The organism is Calothrix sp. 336/3 (assembly GCF_000734895.2).
In the GTDB taxonomy this organism is placed as follows: Bacteria; Cyanobacteriota; Cyanobacteriia; order Cyanobacteriales; family Nostocaceae; genus 336-3.
In genome coordinates this window covers 4,747,958-4,765,629 of the sequence record NZ_CP011382.1, presented here as the reverse complement: position 1 = coordinate 4,765,629, position 17,672 = coordinate 4,747,958, and the positions used below count along the sequence as shown (strand labels likewise).

14 protein-coding genes are annotated in these 17,672 nt (G+C 41.1%); 6 read left to right on the top strand and 8 right to left on the bottom strand.

Going from position 1 to position 17,672, the window contains the following annotated elements; all coding sequences use genetic code 11:
• Positions 1–367: 367 nt before the first annotated feature.
• The 3 genes from nusA to IJ00_RS19775 all read right to left on the bottom strand — a co-directional run bounded on the left by nusA (position 368) and on the right by IJ00_RS19775 (position 3,936).
• On the bottom strand, positions 368–1,681 hold the full coding sequence (nusA, locus tag IJ00_RS19785) for a transcription termination factor NusA (protein WP_035155863.1): 1,314 nt from the start codon (positions 1,679–1,681) through the stop codon (positions 368–370).
• A 167-nt stretch (positions 1,682–1,848) separates the two neighbouring features.
• Entirely contained in the window at positions 1,849–2,310 is a 462-nt protein-coding gene (gene rimP / locus IJ00_RS19780; protein ID WP_035155862.1) for a ribosome maturation factor RimP, read from the bottom strand.
• A 195-nt stretch (positions 2,311–2,505) separates the two neighbouring features.
• A complete protein-coding gene (locus IJ00_RS19775; RefSeq protein ID WP_035155861.1) occupies positions 2,506–3,936 on the bottom strand; it encodes a hypothetical protein in 1,431 nt (476 codons plus the stop codon).
• 236 nt (positions 3,937–4,172) lie between these two features.
• On the opposite strand from IJ00_RS19775, the gene IJ00_RS19770 reads away from it, so the two are divergent.
• The gene (locus IJ00_RS19770) at positions 4,173–4,862 is read left to right on the top strand and encodes a peptidoglycan-binding protein (protein WP_238178370.1); all 690 of its coding nucleotides are present in this window, start codon (positions 4,173–4,175) and stop codon (positions 4,860–4,862) included.
• 197 nt (positions 4,863–5,059) lie between these two features.
• Positions 5,060–5,188 carry a hypothetical protein gene (locus IJ00_RS29995; protein WP_256388820.1) on the top strand — a complete coding sequence of 43 codons (129 nt, stop codon included), beginning with the start codon at positions 5,060–5,062 and terminating at the stop codon, positions 5,186–5,188.
• Here the strand turns inward: IJ00_RS29995 and IJ00_RS19765 are convergent.
• Positions 5,172–7,409, bottom strand: coding sequence for an FdhF/YdeP family oxidoreductase (locus IJ00_RS19765; RefSeq protein ID WP_035155857.1), 2,238 nt, complete (start codon positions 7,407–7,409; stop codon positions 5,172–5,174). The genes IJ00_RS29995 and IJ00_RS19765 overlap by 17 nt on opposite strands.
• A 578-nt stretch (positions 7,410–7,987) precedes the next feature.
• On the opposite strand from IJ00_RS19765, the gene IJ00_RS29725 reads away from it, so the two are divergent.
• Both IJ00_RS29725 and IJ00_RS19755 read left to right on the top strand, forming a co-directional pair.
• A complete protein-coding gene (locus IJ00_RS29725; RefSeq protein WP_238178369.1) occupies positions 7,988–8,425 on the top strand; it encodes a L,D-transpeptidase in 438 nt (145 codons plus the stop codon).
• A 73-nt stretch (positions 8,426–8,498) separates the two neighbouring features.
• A complete protein-coding gene (locus IJ00_RS19755; protein WP_052754500.1) occupies positions 8,499–8,807 on the top strand; it encodes an SH3 domain-containing protein in 309 nt (102 codons plus the stop codon).
• 167 nt (positions 8,808–8,974) lie between these two features.
• Here the strand turns inward: IJ00_RS19755 and IJ00_RS19750 are convergent, their stop codons facing one another.
• A complete protein-coding gene (locus IJ00_RS19750) occupies positions 8,975–10,780 on the bottom strand; it encodes a serine/threonine-protein kinase (protein WP_035155854.1) in 1,806 nt (601 codons plus the stop codon).
• 209 nt (positions 10,781–10,989) lie between these two features.
• Here IJ00_RS19750 and IJ00_RS19745 point away from each other — a divergent pair, with 209 nt between their 5' ends.
• Both IJ00_RS19745 and IJ00_RS19740 read left to right on the top strand, forming a co-directional pair.
• Complete coding sequence (locus IJ00_RS19745; protein ID WP_035155851.1) at positions 10,990–11,910, top strand: DUF3365 domain-containing protein; 921 nt, start codon at positions 10,990–10,992, stop codon at positions 11,908–11,910.
• Positions 11,911–12,139: 229 nt separating this feature from the next.
• Complete coding sequence (locus IJ00_RS19740) at positions 12,140–13,060, top strand: DUF3365 domain-containing protein (RefSeq protein WP_035155848.1); 921 nt, start codon at positions 12,140–12,142, stop codon at positions 13,058–13,060.
• A 41-nt stretch (positions 13,061–13,101) separates the two neighbouring features.
• Here the strand turns inward: IJ00_RS19740 and IJ00_RS19735 are convergent, their stop codons facing one another.
• From IJ00_RS19735 to glgP, 3 genes are all read right to left on the bottom strand, one after another.
• Positions 13,102–14,337 carry a serine/threonine-protein kinase gene (locus tag IJ00_RS19735; RefSeq protein WP_035155845.1) on the bottom strand — a complete coding sequence of 412 codons (1,236 nt, stop codon included), beginning with the start codon at positions 14,335–14,337 and terminating at the stop codon, positions 13,102–13,104.
• Between the two features lie 322 nt (positions 14,338–14,659).
• The gene (locus IJ00_RS28470; protein WP_168163510.1) at positions 14,660–14,863 is read right to left on the bottom strand and encodes a hypothetical protein; all 204 of its coding nucleotides are present in this window, start codon (positions 14,861–14,863) and stop codon (positions 14,660–14,662) included.
• Positions 14,864–15,069: 206 nt separating this feature from the next.
• A complete protein-coding gene (glgP, locus tag IJ00_RS19730; protein ID WP_035155841.1) occupies positions 15,070–17,649 on the bottom strand; it encodes an alpha-glucan family phosphorylase in 2,580 nt (859 codons plus the stop codon).
• Positions 17,650–17,672 lie beyond the last annotated feature (23 nt).

Here is a 17,672-nt window from a genome sequence, read left to right as displayed (position 1 = left end):
AGGAAAGACACTTTATTTTATTACCGTTTCTTGATGGTTTGTTTCTTTTTTTGATTTTCTCCTTAATTTTATAACTCTTCTGGGGATGCATTCCAGATAAGTTTTGGACAAAGAGGTGTCAAAGTACTGGTGATCAGGGATAGAGCCATCAACTATCACTCAACCCCTAATCACAAATACCTCATTTCTCTATGTCATCGATATCAACATCTGATGAATGCTACTCAAAATTATAATTTTGTTCTCAATTCTCTAACTCTATATTACGATAGCTCCCATGGAAACCTGCTGGAGAAATAGTGACTGAATATCTAGTATTTTTCTCCCCCAGATGTATCGGAAAATCCTTGGAGCTTAATCTTCATCTTCACTCTTCGTCTTGAGTGCTGAGATTCTTGTCTTGGTAATCATCTAATTCTGATTCTGGCTCTTCTGGGTCAAAATTATCCAAATCTTCACTCAGTTCCTCTTCTTCATCAAAATCTTCTAAATCTTCTTCTTGCTCATAACGTGCCCGCACCTCAGCAAATTTAGCATCTTCGGCGGCTTGATCGTATTTTGCTTTATCCTTAATGTCGATTTTCCAACCAGTTAAACGTGCTGCTAGCCTAACATTTTGTCCTTCTTTGCCAATTGCTAGGCTGAGTTGATCTTCTGCTACCAACACATGGGTTTGTCTACTTTCTGGATCCATTAATCTGACTTCATCAACCCGTGCAGGACTTAAACCATTAGCAATGTAGGTTGCGGGATCAGGAGACCAACGAATCACATCTATTTTCTCCCCTCGCAACTCATTAACTACTACTTGAATTCGCGATCCCCGTGCCCCAATACAAGCACCAACGGGGTCAACATCCCTATCTAAGGTATCTACAGCAATTTTTGTTCGAGGTCCGACATGACGGGAAGGAGGATTTGCTTCTCTGGCAACGGCAACAATTCTGACCACTTCATCTTCAATTTCTGGGACTTCGTTGGCGAAGAGATACACGACTAATCCCGCATCTGCTCTGGAAACTAATAGTTGTGGTCCCCGTTGCTGCCCCTGGGATACTTTTTTCAAATACACTTTAAAGGTGGCGTTGGCTCTGTAGTTATCGTTGGGCAATTGCTCCCGCTTAGGTAGTTCCGCTTCTACTTCTGGCTGACCAAAACCACTACTGACTGCCATAATTACCGATTGTCGCTCAAACCGTAGCACCCTTGCTTGGAGTACGGTTCCTTCTAGGTCTTGGAATTCTTCTTGAACTAATTGACGTTGTTGATCCCGTAGTTTTTGTGCCAAGACTTGCTTGGTTTGCATTGCTGCCATCCGACCAAATTCTTCTTTTTTGTCGGGGGTAACATCTAGTACTACTTCTTGTCCTAGCTCTGCACCTTCTCCTCCCATACGTTTGACTTCTTCAAGGGAGATTTCGTGGTCTGAGTTAGCTACTTCTTCGACAATGGTTTTGGTGGCTACTACGCGAAAGCCTTCTTCTTCAATATCAAGTTGTACGTCAAAATTATCAAAATACTCATCATCAAATTGACGACGTTCTAGATTTTGAGCGCGGCGATAACGTTCATAACCCTTGAGTAAAGCTTCTCTAATCGCAGACTGCACTGCCGATTTAGGTAAATTGCGTTCTCGACTAATGCTTTCAAGGAGGTCTTTTAAACCCTGTAAACTAATCATTGACATAACTAAAAATATCTCCTGTAAAAATTAACTGCTAGAAATTAGGGAATAAAGATTAGAAAAGCAAGTCAGAGAAGGGATATGGGAAAATTTTGTGACTGCTTCCCATTCCTTGATCTCCAAGAAAATTCTGAATACCTAGCCTCTAATCTCTAGATTTTGGCTTAATGACGCTCATCCAGTTGCACTCTGGTAATGAGGTTGCGAGGGATTTCAACTACACGACCTTTTTGATTTAAGTAAAGTTTTGTTTCGTCTCGGCGAATTAACTGCCCTACCCAATCTTGCTGTCCGCCTTGGGGTGGTGAAGTAGAAACAATTACGGGAAATCCCTTGAAGGAAATAAACTCCCTATCTGTTGTTAACTGACGGGATATTCCTGGACTGGAAATTTCTAATACATAAGCATCAGGAATGATTTCTGCCGTATCCAAGGAAACTTCTAAAGCACGACTCATGCGTTCGCAATCATCCAATCCTGTGTCTTGTTGAAGATTACGGATATCTATCCGCAATACTGGGGGACTTTGGTTTGTATGAAAAACGACACTAACGACCTCCAATCCCAGTTGCTCTGCCACTGGTGCCGCCAGTTCAATGATTTGTGGGACTAAGGGATGAGTCATGCAATAATTCCAAATAAAAAAAGTGGGCACTTACCCACTTCCTGCGATAGGGATATCTTCCAAGAAGTCTTGTGACGAACTGGTTAGTTCGCCTCTAAATTGAGTTTAGCGCATTTTTTCTGGAGCGAAAAGTCAGAATTATTTTCAGCAAGGCAAAAGAGGGAAAAAGGGAAAGAGTGTTTTTTCTATTACCCATTACCCATTTTCATCTTTGATAGCTGTCTGGCGGATTTGGCGAGTTTGCTCCAATATTTGCTCAATATTCTCTTGGGAAAGGCGTTGAACATAGTTAATTTTCACTTCTTCGAGAAAATCGTGGAGTAAGCTTTGAATTTCTGTAAGTACTTGTTTTTGCTGAATTGCGCTGCTGAGTGCTTGGGTAAAATTTTGTGCTAGTTGACTAGATAATTTCCCGGCAACGGGGTCTTCTACGGCTTTGACTATGGCATTGTAAAGATTGCTGGTGATTTGACTGGAGAGTTGTTCGGTGAGTTGAGTCTGTAGATGACTGACTCCCGGTAATAGTTGCAGATTGTGATAGATGGGTGTTTGAGCCAGGGCGGTATTGATATTGTGATGGAGTATGGCGTTTATTTCTGGTTGAATTTGGGGTATGACTTGGTAAACAATGGTTTGAATGGCGATCGCCCCTAAAGCTTCGATTTCATTAATATTATTAATATCTACGTAGGGTTTGAGGTTGTCCTGTTGTAGCAACCAACCGACTAACTCACCGCGCTTAATTGAACCTTGAACCTGATTAATCACGCGAATCACAACTATTTCTGTCAGTTCTTCGGCAAAGTTAGCAACTAAACCCTGGTGAATTAGCTGGCGGATAGAGTATAAATTCACGATTTTGCCGGAATCAAGGCGAATAATTACGGGAATGACTCGCAACCAGCGCCAAAAGGGAATTAAAAGGAATAAATCATACCATCGCCAGAGTACAGCATTTAACCAGCTGGTATTTGGGTGGCGACTCTTAATCAGGTAGCTGCGACTGATTAACTCGAAGGTAAAGATAATCGTAAAAATTAGGTCTATGTGCCAAAACTTATCTATAAAATCACCGTTTTCACCGATTTGTCGATAGTAGGCAGTAGTCATGAGAGGGCGAATTTCACGGTTAAAAAAGTTTATTTGCGGTTCCCAGCCCTGTTTTTTGAGGTGTTCCTGACTCCAAAACACGCTGAAGGCTTTTTTTGCAGATTTTTCTGGGCTGCGGGATTCTGTGGCGATGTGGAGACGCATGCGATTCTTGATTTTTTCGAGGGTGCCACTCTTATTGGCGATCGCAAATGGGTTATTGGTAATAAGTTCATCACTCAAGTTGCGTAATTGCCCTAATTTTTCTGCAACCTGAGATGACTGTAATCCCGTCTGATTAACTTGCTTTTCTAATTCTTGGACTGTTTGTAGGTAATTCGTAACCTCTCGATGGGGTTCTATTCCTTTAACGGGATCATAAATTTGAGTCACCTGGGGCAGTTTTCGCAGGTAAAAATCTCGCCAGGGAAGATAACTTAAATCAAATAAGACTAAACCTAAATTGGCAATAGTCATTACTGCCATTAAACGCTCAAGCCATAGAACAGGTGATTTTGCTGGTTGATTGTTAAACATTTATTCTCAGGTATAAAAAAATACTTTTATCTGTACCCTAGGAACTGAAAAAATAAGGGCAACGACTCCAATCTATCTCTTCAGGAGGATGACGGGCAACTGGTGGATAAGTGTAAGGTTGCCAGAAATCAATCTGACTCAAAGTTGTTACTTAATCAAAAATCGTTAACTCTCGGTAAAAAGAAGGTTAAAAAAAATTACAATGCCTCTGTTAAAGTAAATACTCGATTTAGTAAATGCAAGGAGAAAAATCCATGTGGTGTGGGTTAGAAAAATCAAGTCTTTCAATTGCCACTACCTGTGTGGTAATCAGCGCGATCGCGACAAATACAGCATCTGCTGCTATTACCAGAAATGATTATAAACCTCAGCAATTCCGAGCAGTTCTCTATGGACTAGGTTACAAAGTCAAGGTTAAAAGCGGAGCGTTAACAGATAAAGAAACCATAGCTGCAATTAAAGAATTCCAGAAAGGGTATAAACTCAAAGATGTCAATGGACAAGCAGATAAAGCTACCCAAGACTTAGCTGCACAGATAGTGTATACCCTGAAGGGAAACCTGAATATAGTATTAAAACTCAAGCCAGCAATGGCGCGGAACCAGTACTATGGTCCCCAAACCATGAGTGCAGTCAAACAATTTCAGAAGAAAAATAAGTTAGCAGAAACGGGAATTGCGGATTTAAAAACGCGGATGCTCCTGGATGAAGAAGCGAAAAAAATCTTAAACGAAAAACCAGCAGAACCGAAACCCACGGAGACACCTAAACCCACACCCAAACCGACAGAGAAACCCAAACCCGCACCCAAACCTACAGAAAAACCCAAACCCACACCCAAACCTACATCTACAGCAAAACCATCACCTACATCTACACCCACAGAAAAACCTACCCCCAAACCTTCAGTGACACCGAAGAGTTAAAACCGGGATAAGTCAGAATCGATAAAAAAATGTGCTTGAGCTTTACTGCTAGGTGTGAGTGACAGTCACTTCAATACAGTGAGATTATTTTCCCTTGATCAGGGGAGCCATGATTTCGATACGGTTGGTGATAATTCCGTCTAGTGGTAAGTCTTGCACCTTTTCTAAATCTTGTGGTGATTACAACAAATGATTAAATGGCTCAGGAAATTTCTAGATATCAGGTTCATAGTATTGCAGAATCTGAATCAGCGATCGCCACTCATCATGAATTATCCCTAGTCAAGATTTCCTCCAAAACCTCTGATATTATTCTTGATAGATAACAACGGGAACTCTCTTATAGGCAGGAGTACCGGAACGCTTGTCAATTCTGGCTTTAAAAATCACGTTTACCTCTGGATAAAACATCAAAGCAGTAGCTTGACGTACTGAACCATAAATAATTTCCACCTGTTCTAACTTCCCCGCATCACCTTGAACAGTCACACGTTGATGTTCTGTTAATCCCAAACTTTCCACATCCTGTATATTCATCAAAATACAATTACGGTGAGGCATGGAGCGATATTTATCACCGGGACTATATACTACTGTATTATGTTGGGAATAACTACGTCCTGTAATTAACGCAACTACTACAGCTGGGATTGATGATGGTAAACCGAAATCTGCTGGAGTGGGTAAGGTTAATTGGGGTAAGGGTGTGGCGAACATTGACGCTTTTCCCGTGGGAGTGGGAAATTGGGGACTATGAAAAATACGCTGGGAAATAGTAAATTCCGTTTTTTCTTGGTCAATTTCGGCTATTTTTTCGTAACCAGGGATAGTTTGAGCAATTAATTGGCGAACATATTGAGTATCCTGAAGTTTACGCCAATTTACAGGGGTATCTCCCTGAATTCTATGGGCAATTTCCGTAATGAATTCTACCTCGGAAATTAAATTTGCATCCTTGAGATGGGTGGTTCCCTCGTCATTCAGACGGACAAAATTATTACCTGACTCCGTAGTAGTTTTGTGGGGATTTTCAAAGCGAGCATAAACAGGAATAATGATTGTATTATGTTTTGCCAAACCGTGGAAATGTCCCTGATTAGGCTTTGTGGCAATATAAAAAATGGTTTCAATGTTAGCAAGGGCATCTTTTGCTTGATTTAAGTCAGGATTAGCGGCGTATAAATTACCACCCAAGCAAATCAGAGTATCAATTTGGTTGCTCGCTGCTGCTGCAATTAATCCACGGGTATCATAACCAGGAACCCGACTCAAGGGACGTTGCAGTAATTTTTCCAAAGTCAGACGAATTTCTTCCTTGAGGTGAATTGTTACCCCCATGGAGCCAAAACCTTGAACGTTGGAATGTCCACGGATGGGCATAGTTCCTGCGCCAATTTTACCAGCATTACCTGTAATTAGAGCAGTGTTGGCGATACTAAAAATATTATCTACCCCATTGTCCTGTTGAGTTGCACCCATTGCCCAAGCAAAGATAACTGATTGGGAAGTACCGATGATTTGAGCAGCAATCTCTATTTCCTGTTTGCTGACACCGCAGATTTGGGTAATGGTTTCCCAGGATGTGGATTTTGCTTGTTCTAGTACTGCTTGCCAACCAATTGTATGGTTTTTTAGGTAATCTAATTGCAGAAGATTTTGACTGATTAAGGATTTTTGGATACCGAGGAAGAGAGCAACATCACTACCAGGTATGGGTTGGATATAGAGAGAGGAAATTTCTGAACCTGGGAGTAGGGAAGTGAGGGGAAAAGCAGGGGAAGCAAATTTAACTAAACCAACTTCGACTATGGGGTTAATGACGATGACTTTACCACCCCGCGATCGCAACTTAATTAACTCATTCATCAATCGGGGATGATTTGCGGGTGCGTTGGAACCAATGAGTACAACACAATCAGATTTTTTTAAGTCTTCCAAACTTACCATCGAGGTTCCAGAGCCAAACATTTGTTTTAAACCAACGGTGGAAGCTGCGTGACATAAATCAGAACAATCTGCCAAGTTATTAGAACCGAGCGATCGCATCATTAACTGTAGCAGGTAGGCAGCTTCGTTGGAGGAACGTCCAGAACTATAGGAGGCAATCCGTTCGGGGGATTTACGCAGAGATGTTTCAGCAATTTGATACACTTCTTCCCAGGATATTTCCTTGTAGACTGAACTACCTGCTCGACGAATGAGGGGATGGGTTAAACGTCCGAGGTTATTTGCCTCTTCTGATGTCAGATTTTGTAATTGCTCTAAATTATACAATTTGTGAAATTTGGCAGGGGGTTGTAATTCCGAGGCGATCGCCTCTACACTCTTCGCACAGCGCTGTAAAACTTCCCCATCTTCGTTGACAAATCCCCCCTTTTGTCCACCGGTTCCCCATGCACAGGAAAGACAGGCACTTTTATGGAATAGAGTCTGCCAAATTTTTACACCATCAGGTGATAGGGTTTTTTCTGCCCAGTACTGAATCACTGGCATCCCCCCACCAACTTGTATCTGCTTATCTGGTGTCACCTGGGTATTTTCATCCATACCGACATGCTCCCAATTAGCAAGAGTTTTGATTTAAATGTTAGCAATTGCATTGAGAAATCAGGGAAAGGGCGATAGAGTTCTGTTCCACTACGCAATGCTCTCAAGGGGAGCCGTGCAAAGCGCGATCGCCAGATTCTGCTGCGAATATCTACATGAGATTTTGATATATGCAATCTTTACAATTTGACTGGTGATACTGTTGTCGTAATTACGGTGACTACATATTTTACTCAAAAAGAAAAATCAGAATAATTCCTGATGTGAAGTTATAAAATCAGCATTTATAGTCAAGACATATCACAATTAACTATTTACGAATGCTACGATTCATCCTGATGTCTTTGAGTTGTGTCACCGTTGCAAATTGCAATGTTAATACAGAACTTAAGGGAACAGAAAATCACAAAATTACTTTTGATTTACCTCAATTAAAATTAGATGCAAATACATATTTGCCGAGTTCGTCAGTGAGCGAAAATCCGGATTTTGTGAACTTCACAGAAACGAATGATAGGAGAAATGATTTATCACCTGAAATATCTACTAACTCTAGATATAACAGAAATGGTAATTATATGATCTTATCTCCAACGGAATATTATAATTCCCAGAGAAACCCACTATACAAGTTGCGTTTGTTTGTCAATGGTCAAGAGGTTTATTCCTTCATGACTGTTTCCGGAAGAGCGCATACTCAAACAAAAGACCGTAATCGTTCTGGAACTGAAGCACCTTTACCAAATGGTGAATATCGAGTCGCTAAATCAACAACTCGCGGCACGATTGCTGAAGCTGGGGATCGCTTTCTTCCACTAACACCGAAATTTGAAACTGGCAGGACTGCATTAGGTATTCATTACGATCCCTCCTACGAGAAAAATAATGGTGAGGATGGGACATCAGGGTGTATCGGGCTAAAAAATCGTAAAGAGTTAAGTCAATTGTTGAAATACGTGAAGATGTACAAACTTAATACTTTGTACGTGGAAATTCAATCAAGAAGTGGAGAATAATTTCTCTCCGCAATTAGAATAAACCCTTTTAATATCTTTTTTCATTGCATCACAATTTTAGGAGTTTCAAATCATGTTGAAGATTTTATTTGCAGGTGCTTTAATTCTTTCTTCTGCCACTTTACCCGCAGTTGCACAAGTTGGTCCAGGAGTTGGTTCCGGTTATATTGCTTATGTTTGCACCAATGATGTTGGTGGTCGTCTGACAATGCGTCGAGCCCCAGGACAGAAGAGTCGCCAAATTATGCAAATTCCGGCGGGAGCTAATCTTCGTGTCATCAGAAGTGTAGATGGTTCCGATGGTTTTCAGTGGTTCCAAGTAGCTTATAGAGGAAAAATGGGATTTGTCCGCTCAGATTTTGTCTGCAATCATGAGAGCTAAAGATAATTTCTGATATCGATATTTTTCCATAGACTGTATAGTAGAGAAGTGAAATTTCATCTCTCTACTATTTTCATTTTGACAAATCGGCGATCGCCACTCAAGAAACCCTAGACAGAGGAATCCCAAAACCTCGAAAATAAACATCAAATTCACCAAACACCACTTCACCCCCGTTGCCAAATCTTCACTGTCGCATCATCACTACCACTAACTAACATCGCCCCATTAGCACTGAAGGCGATCGCCCGTACATAATTATTGTGTTCAGCTAATGTATTGACTTCTTTGCCAGTTTGTGTATTCCAGATTTTAATTGTTTTATCCCAACTACCACTAGCTAGGAATTGACTGTCGGGGCTGAAACAAACTGACCAAACTGTACTATTGTGTCCGATTAGGGTACGGATTTCCTTGCCTGTGCGGACTTCCCAAAGTTTAATTGTGTGATCGCTGCTAGCAGAAGCTAGAATTTCCCCATCTCGACTGAAGGCGATCGCGTTCACAAAAAAACTATGCCCTACCAAGGTATTAATTTCCCTACCCGTACTGACTTGCCAAAGCTTGATGGTATTATCCGCGCTACAGCTGCCTAAAATATCTCCACTGCGATGAAAGGCAACCGACCCCACAATATCATGATGTCCACTTAGGGTAGTAATTTCTCGACCTGTCACCACTTGCCACAATTTAATCGTAGCGTCGTTGCTGCCACTAGCTAGAATCTGCCCATTAGGGCTAAAAGCAACGGAGTTGACACTGTTAGTGTGAGCTTTAAGGGTAAAAATTTCTTTCCCCGTAGCCATCAACCATAACTTGATAGTTTCATCCCAACTGGCGCTAGCAAGCATATCACCATTAGGACTAAAACTGAGGCAATGTACCATACTTCCATGACTGGGAAACCAACCTCCCAATTTTTTGATTTGCTTACCTGTTTGGGGTTCCCAAAGGCGTATGTGTCTATCGCTACTTCCACTTGCAATAATTTTACTGTCTGGACTAATTGCAATGCTATGTACCATACTGCTATGAGCTTTGAGAGTACGCAGACATTGCCAATTGTAATTTTTTACTTGTGGTGGAATCTGAGCTTGGGGAGTAATTTGTGTGACTTCAACAGGAGCGCTAATTTGAGTGACTCTAACTTGTTGATAATTGAGTAAATCTAACCATGCAGCAACGGATTGGGGACGGCAATTGGATTCCATATCCATACCATCTAAAATAGCTTGATTAAGGCGATCGCTAATCTGCGGATTAAAATTTTTCGGTGCTTCTAGGGGAATATTTCTCCTTCTATCATCTGCACTAGTGGGAACAACTCCCGTGACTAAGCTGTAAAGAGTTGCCGCTAAACCGTAGACATCAATAAATTCTCCCCGTGGTGCTTCCACTTCGTACTGCTCCGGAGGGGCAAAACCGGGAGTACGGTAGACTGTATGTTTCTGTACCTCATTGGGAATAAATTCTCTAGCAATGCCAAAATCAATTAATACAGCTTCCGATTTGCCACTACGCAACATAATATTACGTGGCTTGATATCTCGATGCAACAAACCTTTATGGTGAATCACCATCACCGCATCTCCAATCTGCTGGATATATAACAGTGCCTCCGCCTCTGTCAATACTCCCTTCTGCCGCAGATGCTTACCTAAATCCTCACCCTCGATATACTCCATTACCATACAGGGTAAAATTCCTTCATCGAAGGTATTTTCAATTTGTACAATGTGGGGGTGACGACACACAGCTAAACGTACCGCTTCATCCCGAAAGTCTTGCCGTAGCTTGTCGCGATGACGTTTCCAATTGGGATGATTAATGATTTCTTCTTTCAGGGTTTTAATTACCCGTGCCTCTCCATGTTGATTCTTGACAAGATAGGTAATACCGATGCCACCTTCACCTAATCTTCTCTCAATCAGATAACGCCCTCCAAATAAAGAATGTCCTTGATTCCAAACCATTAGTTAATAATTATCCAATTACTGAATATTGTGGAATAAATGTGTAGTAAAAATAGATGGATAAGATATGAGTTTTCAGCACCTGCCTTTCGGCATTATTCAGCACTCCGTAGCTCTATAATATTTTGGTGAGTAGACACAGAAGATGCAATTGAAATTAATCTTGTTACATATGAGTTTTTCCAAAAAATATTTCCTTGAGGGTCAATATGTTTAACAATTTTAACCTCAAGCAAAAATTCAACATCATTCTAGCTCTCATTCTAGCATTTGGCTTGACTGCTAGCGGAACTGCTCTTTCCCTAGTACTTCAGCAAAATGCCAAGCAAGAAATTGCCACTACCGCTTTGGCATTAATGGAACATATTACTGCCCTCCGAGAATATACAGTTTTACAAATTACTCCGGAACTGGCGAGCCAATCAAACACAAAGTTCTTGCCCCAAACTGTATCTGCCTATGCCGCTAGACAAGTATTTGAAATCTTTCGTCAACAATCAGAATTCAAAGATTTCTTCTATAAAGAAGCGGCTCTTAATCCTACCAATCTTCGCGATAAAGCTGATACTTTTGAAGCTCAGATTATTGAAAAATTTTATCAAAATCGTAATTTAAAACAAGTAACTGGATATCGTACCTTTGCTGGAGGTGATATGTTCTATGTCGCTCGTCCTCTAAGCGTATCACATCAAAGCTGTCTGCAATGTCACAGTACCCCGGAAGCTGCACCCAAAACCATGGTTGAAATCTATGGTAATAAGAATGGATTTCAATGGAAATTAAATGATATTGTTGCCGCACAAATTATTTCCCTGCCAGCTACAGCTGTAATGAATAAGGCAAATCAATTTGCGTTTATAATTATCGTGATTGTATTTTTCGTTTTTATTCTCGTGACAGCTTTAATTAATATTTTGTTGAATTGGCAAATTATTCGCCCTATTAAACAGATGACAAATGTTGCAGAAGCTGTGAGTGTTGGGCATTTGGAAGCAGAATTTCATCAAACATCAAATGACGAGATAGGCAATTTAGCTAGAGCCTTTAAAAGAATGAAACTGAGCTTAGAAATGGCAATGCGAAGATTGCGAAATCAAAGTGACAATGAGACAGAAAACTATAGAGAGTAATTAAATTGTAGGCAAATTACTGCTGCTAGACAATGAGTCTGGTCAATATCATTCCCAATGATAGCAGGTTTCACAATGATATCTACTCAGATATGGTATTTTAATCTAAATATCATATTGATAGGCTGTTTCCTGTAATACAATAATCTTATCCCTAATAAATAAAAATATTAATTGGATAATCCATAGACCATTTCCTATTTGTTATTTACGGTTGAAAATCAATGATATGTTTAAAAATTTACAACTGCGACAAAAGTTTACAATACTCCTGACAATAATTTTGGTCATGGGACTAAGTATTAGTGGCTTGGTATTATCATCTGTTCTGACTCAAAATGCTAAACGTGAAGTCACATCAACCGCATTAATGTTGATGGAAACCATGATTTCCGTACGAGAATACACTGATAGTCAAATTACCCCAGAACTGAAGGAAAAATTAGCAACTTCATTTGCACCTCAAAGTGTACCCGCTTATTCTGCGAGGGAAGTCTTTGAGAATCTGCGTAAAAAAGGAGATTATCGGGATTTCTTTTATAAGGAAGCAACATTGAATCCCACAAATATTCGGGATAAAGCGGATGCGTTTGAAACCACAATTGTGGACAAGTTTAAAAGTCAGCCGAAAGTCAAGGAAATTAGTGATTTTCGCAGCTTACCAGGAGGAGATATTTTTTATGTTGCTCGTCCCCTGTCTGTGTCGAAGGAAACTTGTCTTCAGTGTCACAGTACACCGGATGTAGCACCGAAAAGTATGTTAACTCGCTATGGAACAGCGAATGGATTTAATTGGAAATTAAACGAGATTATTGGAGCGCAAATTGTTTTTGTTCCTGCGAGTAAGGTAATTCAAAAAGCCCATCAGTCGTCCCTAGGAATCACATTAATTGTTTCCTTAATATTTTTCGTGACAATCTTATTAGTGAATATCTTCTTAAATCGGGAAGTTGTTCGTCCTTTAAAACGGATTACTCGTGTGGCAGAAGAGGTGAGTACAGGACATATGGATGTGGAATTTGAAGAATTATCAAATGATGAGATTGGTAATTTAGCTAAAGCATTTAAACGGATGAAATTGAGCTTAGATATGGCGATGCGAAGATTGAAAAGACCTCCCGGAAATACTCATGAGGGAACAGGTGGATAATTGAGAAGAGTCTAGTTTGCAGGATTTGAAACCCTGCAAATTTAGGAAAACATTTTGCGAGTAAATTCTAGGGATGCTTGGGATTCTGGTATTTCTCTAGCGAGTAGTTCGACAAATTGATAGGGAGATATTTGTGGGTTTTCTGCAAGTGTGTCCTCAACCAGAAAATTTGCCATTGGTCCGATATAGTAAGCTAATTCTTGTTGACATTTTTTGAGAAAAACATCGGTGAGGGAATTAGTTTTCTGATTTGTGGATGGATGGGGTTGGGAAGTATTGACGGCAATTTCTGTCGGTTGACTCTGATTGGTGACGGGAGGTTGGGGTTCTCTGGAGTAGTGGGTATGGGGAATATCTGGGATTGGGTTTGGTAAAGGTTGAGGTATGGGTTGGGGTGTTTCTCCGATTCTTTCTAAATCAGCGAGAACTTCTCGTGATGTCTGATATCTTTGTCTGGGGGTATCTGCCAGCATTTTATCCAGAATCCGGGCAAAATCATCGCTAACAAAGGTATAGAAGCGCCATCTCCATTCTAAGGAATATTGATCCATTAAAAATGAAGGGTCACGACCTGTGAGCAGAACGATCGCGGTGACTCCTAGAGCATATAAATCACTACTGGGAGAACATAACCCTAAGCTAATTTGTTCACGGGGTGCGTATCCGACTTTCCCAACTAGGGACATTTTCCCAACATAGGTTCCTCTCTGAGTATGTGCACCAGTTTGGTCATTCAGGTCAGCTATTTGCTTACCCACACCAAAATCTATCAGTACTGGTAAGGATTTGCCATCGGGTAACATGATGTTGTCAGGGGAGATGTCACGGTGGATGATGTGGTGCTGGTGTACGTAATCCAGGACTGGTAACATATCCTTGAGCCATTGTACAACTTCGTTTTCAGGGAAAGTTCTACCTTGGCTTTGGCGATCGCCTAATAATGCAGAGTAGGTTTTGCCATTGACAAACTCTTGTACTAAAAACAATCGTCCATCCCCTTCAAAGCAAGCTAAAAAGCGAGGAATTTGAGGATGTTCTAGTTGATGGAGAATTTTAGCTTCCCTCTTAAAGAGATTACGACATTTTTCAATTCCACTTGCACCAGTACCCACGGGAGCAAATTCTTTGAGGACACATGGTTCATTAAAACGCCGGGTATCGTATGCTAAGTAAGTACGCCCTAATCCTCCCTGTCCTAAGAGATTTTGGATAATATAGCGGTTATCAATTAAGGAGCCAGAAGGTATTTCTGGTCGGATGAGAGGGGTTTGGGACATAGTAACAGCACTCCTAGGGATTTTAATATAGAGATTTTCCAGGGAAATACCAAAATCAAGTTAATTTCTATACAACAATCTGCCAGGATATAGGCGAAAAATCTGTCAAATAATTTGCAAATTTATTTTTGTCAATCTAGCAGTTTTGATTGTTTTATGGGATTGTCTCTGCTTCTAGAGTCGAAAATTCATTCCCTCCCAGGTTGATTTGATGTCATCGGCAGGAAATGTCATTAGTTCTAAACTATTATCTAATGTTGGTTGCTGTCAGGGGACATGGTTTGGTGACTATTAGGAAATTGGATATTGCATGGCGATAAATCTACGGTTCGCTAAAGCGATCGCTCTTGAGATGGGATAGAAGTTGATGATTCTCTCCTAACTTATATATCGTGCAAATTAGGAGAAATATGCAACTAACTTTTTGCCAAGTCAATACACCCTGTTTCCTGGCTGAGTCGGGGCTAGACAGATTGTAATCATCAAAATAGCCTGTTTGCAGGAAAAATTGTGATTTTCTCAACAATATTCAATATGCTCATGATCCATGGGTAGAAAAGCAAGGTTTTATCATCATTCGTGAGAATCGCTTCTTTGTATATCAACACCACCAAGACTCTCATTTCCGTGATTGATACTTTTCACATCTTCATAAACAAAAAAGTCCGCGATCGCGGACTGGTGAAAAATTTTTCACAAAGCTCTATCCTATGGAAGATGGACAAACAGAAATTAATCTGCCCACAAAATCAATCTTGGTTCGTAGGGGGAAGAGAGGTATTTATGTTTGGGTAAGACACGCAAACATAAACCTTGTAAACCAGAGGTTGTATAGGTAATATTTGCCGTGTAAGTACTTAATCCTTGTGTCTCATTGCCTTGGTAGTCCATAACTACAGATACACCGTTGACAATATCCCCATTGGCATCAATTGCGCCTTGATATAATTCGACCTGCACATCATTTTGATTCAGGGTAGCCAGGTCAACTTTTGCCTTGACCTCGACGGTTTGATTTACCTCAATATCAGTGCCAGAAGATACATTGACTTCTTTGACGATAATATTATACCAATGTTCGCTGAGATTCGCTTTCCAAGCAGCTAATTCCTTGGCGGGAGCATAGTTATCCACAGTCAAATCATGATAGCGATCGCTCGCGGGGAAATAGGCATTTTCGGCATATTCTCCCACCATCCGGGCTGTATTAAAGAAAGGGCAATTCAAACGAATGGCATCTTTCATTTTAGCAATCCAGGGTCGAGGCAAGGCATCAGCATCACGGTCATAGAATAGGGGTACAACTTCCTTTTCTAGTAACTCATAGAGAGCATTAGCCTCAATCTCATCTTGATAATTGGGGTCATCATACATTTCTCCATGTCCGATTGCCCAACCAGTGCGCACATAGTCAGCTTCATCCCACCAACCATCTAAAACACTGAGATTGGGTAATCCGTTCATCGCTGCTTTCATTCCGCTTGTACCAGAAGCTTCCCTTGGGCGACGGGGTGTATTTAACCAGATATCACATCCTGCCACCATTAGACGAGAAATATGAATATCGTAATTGGGTACAAAAACCACCTGTTTATGTAAATCCTGTTCCTGGATAAAGTGGTTAATATCACGGATAAGTTCCTTACCAGGGATATCCTTAGGATGGGCTTTTCCGGCAATCACAAACTGAACTTTCCGGTGTTTATTACCGAGTAATATCTTTTTAATCCTGTCTAAGTCACGCATCCACAGGGTAGCGCGTTTGTAGGTGGCAAAACGTCGAGCAAAACCAATGGTAAACACATTCGGATCTAACACTTCCTGTGCTTGGGCAATGTCACTGGGAGAAGCACCGCGATCGCGCAGATGTTTCACTAAATGCTCCCGCACATATAAAATCATATCCAAACGGCAGCGCTCATGGTTGCGCCACAGTTCCTCATCGGGAATTGCATTCATCCTTTCCCACACAGGATGATCGGTGCCAACGGATGACCAATTGGGACCTAAGTAGCGATCGTATAATTCTTGGGTAGACTTGGCAACACAACTACGAGCGTGAACACCATTAGTAATTGCCGTAATTGGTACTTCCTGCACGGGTAAATTTTGCCACAAATCCTTAAACATCTGCCGTGACACTACCCCATGCAACTGTGCCACCCCATTAGAAAAACCTGCCATCTTCAAGGCTAATACAGCCATACTGAAAGGTGAGGATAAATCCCCTGTATTCTCACGACCAAGGGCTAGGAACTGGTCTTTCGGTAAGCCGAAAATATCTGCATAGTAACCCAGATAATGTAATACCTTATCAGGGGGGAACAAATCAATCCCTGCCGGAACGGGAGTATGGGTAGTAAAGATATTGGTGGAAGTTACAACCTGTTTGGCTTCTGCATAACTTAACCCTTGCTCTTGAATTAAGTTCCGAATCCGTTCCAGGGCAGAAAAAGCTGCATGACCTTCATTCATATGGTAGGCGGTGACATTATAGCCCAATGCTTTTAGCATCTTGACTCCACCAATCCCCAACATCATTTCTTGGTGAATCCGCATATCGATATCACCCCCATAGAGTTGGTCGGTAATATCATGGTCGTAGGGATTATTGGGTTCAATGTTGGTATCGAGCATATACAGAGGAACCGTACCTACCTGAACTCGCCACACCCTTGCATAGACAGTTCTTCCCGGATAATCAACCCCAATTCTTAACTCAGAACCATCAGGATTACGCTCCAAGTGCAATGGCATATTATAAAAGTCATTTATCGGGTAACGTTCTTGTTGCCAACCGTCTGCATTCAGGTATTGAGCAAAATAACCCTGTTGATAAAGTAGACCAACACCCACTAAAGGTAAACCCAAATCACTAGCTGATTTCAGGTGATCGCCGGCAAGCACACCTAAACCACCGGAGTAAATGGGTAAACAATCTGTCAGTCCAAACTCAGCTGAAAAGTAGGCGTAACACTCTCCAGAGTGATTGGGATTAACTAGTCCTTGATGGCGATTTTTTTTATACCACGTCCGCTCTTGCAGATAATCTTCTAGCTGTTGGGCAGCACGACCCATCTGTGCTAAAAAACCTTCATCCTCGACAACTGCCGTTAACCGTGCTTGGCTAATACTTCCTAGCATCAGCACTGGGTTATGGTGGCTGGACTCCCATAGGTCTGGGTCTAAACGCCGAAATAGGTCTTTGGTTTCAACGTTCCAATCCCAGTGTAAATTATATGCCAGTTTTCGCAGGGGTTCTAGTTGCGAAGGCAGGGAGGGAGATACATTGAATGTACGAATAGGCTGCATAGTTTGGCATTATCTCAAGTCTA

Coding starts and splice junctions, on each gene's coding strand:
- nusA (WP_035155863.1), bottom strand. CDS start 1,681: ATGATTAGTTTACAGGGTTTAAAAGACCTCCTTGAAAGCATTAGTCGA.
- rimP (WP_035155862.1), bottom strand. CDS start 2,310: ATGACTCATCCCTTAGTCCCACAAATCATTGAACTGGCGGCACCAGTG.
- IJ00_RS19775 (WP_035155861.1), bottom strand. CDS start 3,936: ATGTTTAACAATCAACCAGCAAAATCACCTGTTCTATGGCTTGAGCGT.
- IJ00_RS19770 (WP_238178370.1), top strand. CDS start 4,173: ATGCAAGGAGAAAAATCCATGTGGTGTGGGTTAGAAAAATCAAGTCTT.
- IJ00_RS29995 (WP_256388820.1), top strand. CDS start 5,060: ATGGCTCAGGAAATTTCTAGATATCAGGTTCATAGTATTGCAGAATCT.
- IJ00_RS19765 (WP_035155857.1), bottom strand. CDS start 7,409: ATGGATGAAAATACCCAGGTGACACCAGATAAGCAGATACAAGTTGGT.
- IJ00_RS29725 (WP_238178369.1), top strand. CDS start 7,988: ATGATCTTATCTCCAACGGAATATTATAATTCCCAGAGAAACCCACTA.
- IJ00_RS19755 (WP_052754500.1), top strand. CDS start 8,499: ATGTTGAAGATTTTATTTGCAGGTGCTTTAATTCTTTCTTCTGCCACT.
- IJ00_RS19750 (WP_035155854.1), bottom strand. CDS start 10,780: ATGGTTTGGAATCAAGGACATTCTTTATTTGGAGGGCGTTATCTGATT.
- IJ00_RS19745 (WP_035155851.1), top strand. CDS start 10,990: ATGTTTAACAATTTTAACCTCAAGCAAAAATTCAACATCATTCTAGCT.
- IJ00_RS19740 (WP_035155848.1), top strand. CDS start 12,140: ATGTTTAAAAATTTACAACTGCGACAAAAGTTTACAATACTCCTGACA.
- IJ00_RS19735 (WP_035155845.1), bottom strand. CDS start 14,337: ATGTCCCAAACCCCTCTCATCCGACCAGAAATACCTTCTGGCTCCTTA.
- glgP (WP_035155841.1), bottom strand. CDS start 17,649: ATGCAGCCTATTCGTACATTCAATGTATCTCCCTCCCTGCCTTCGCAA.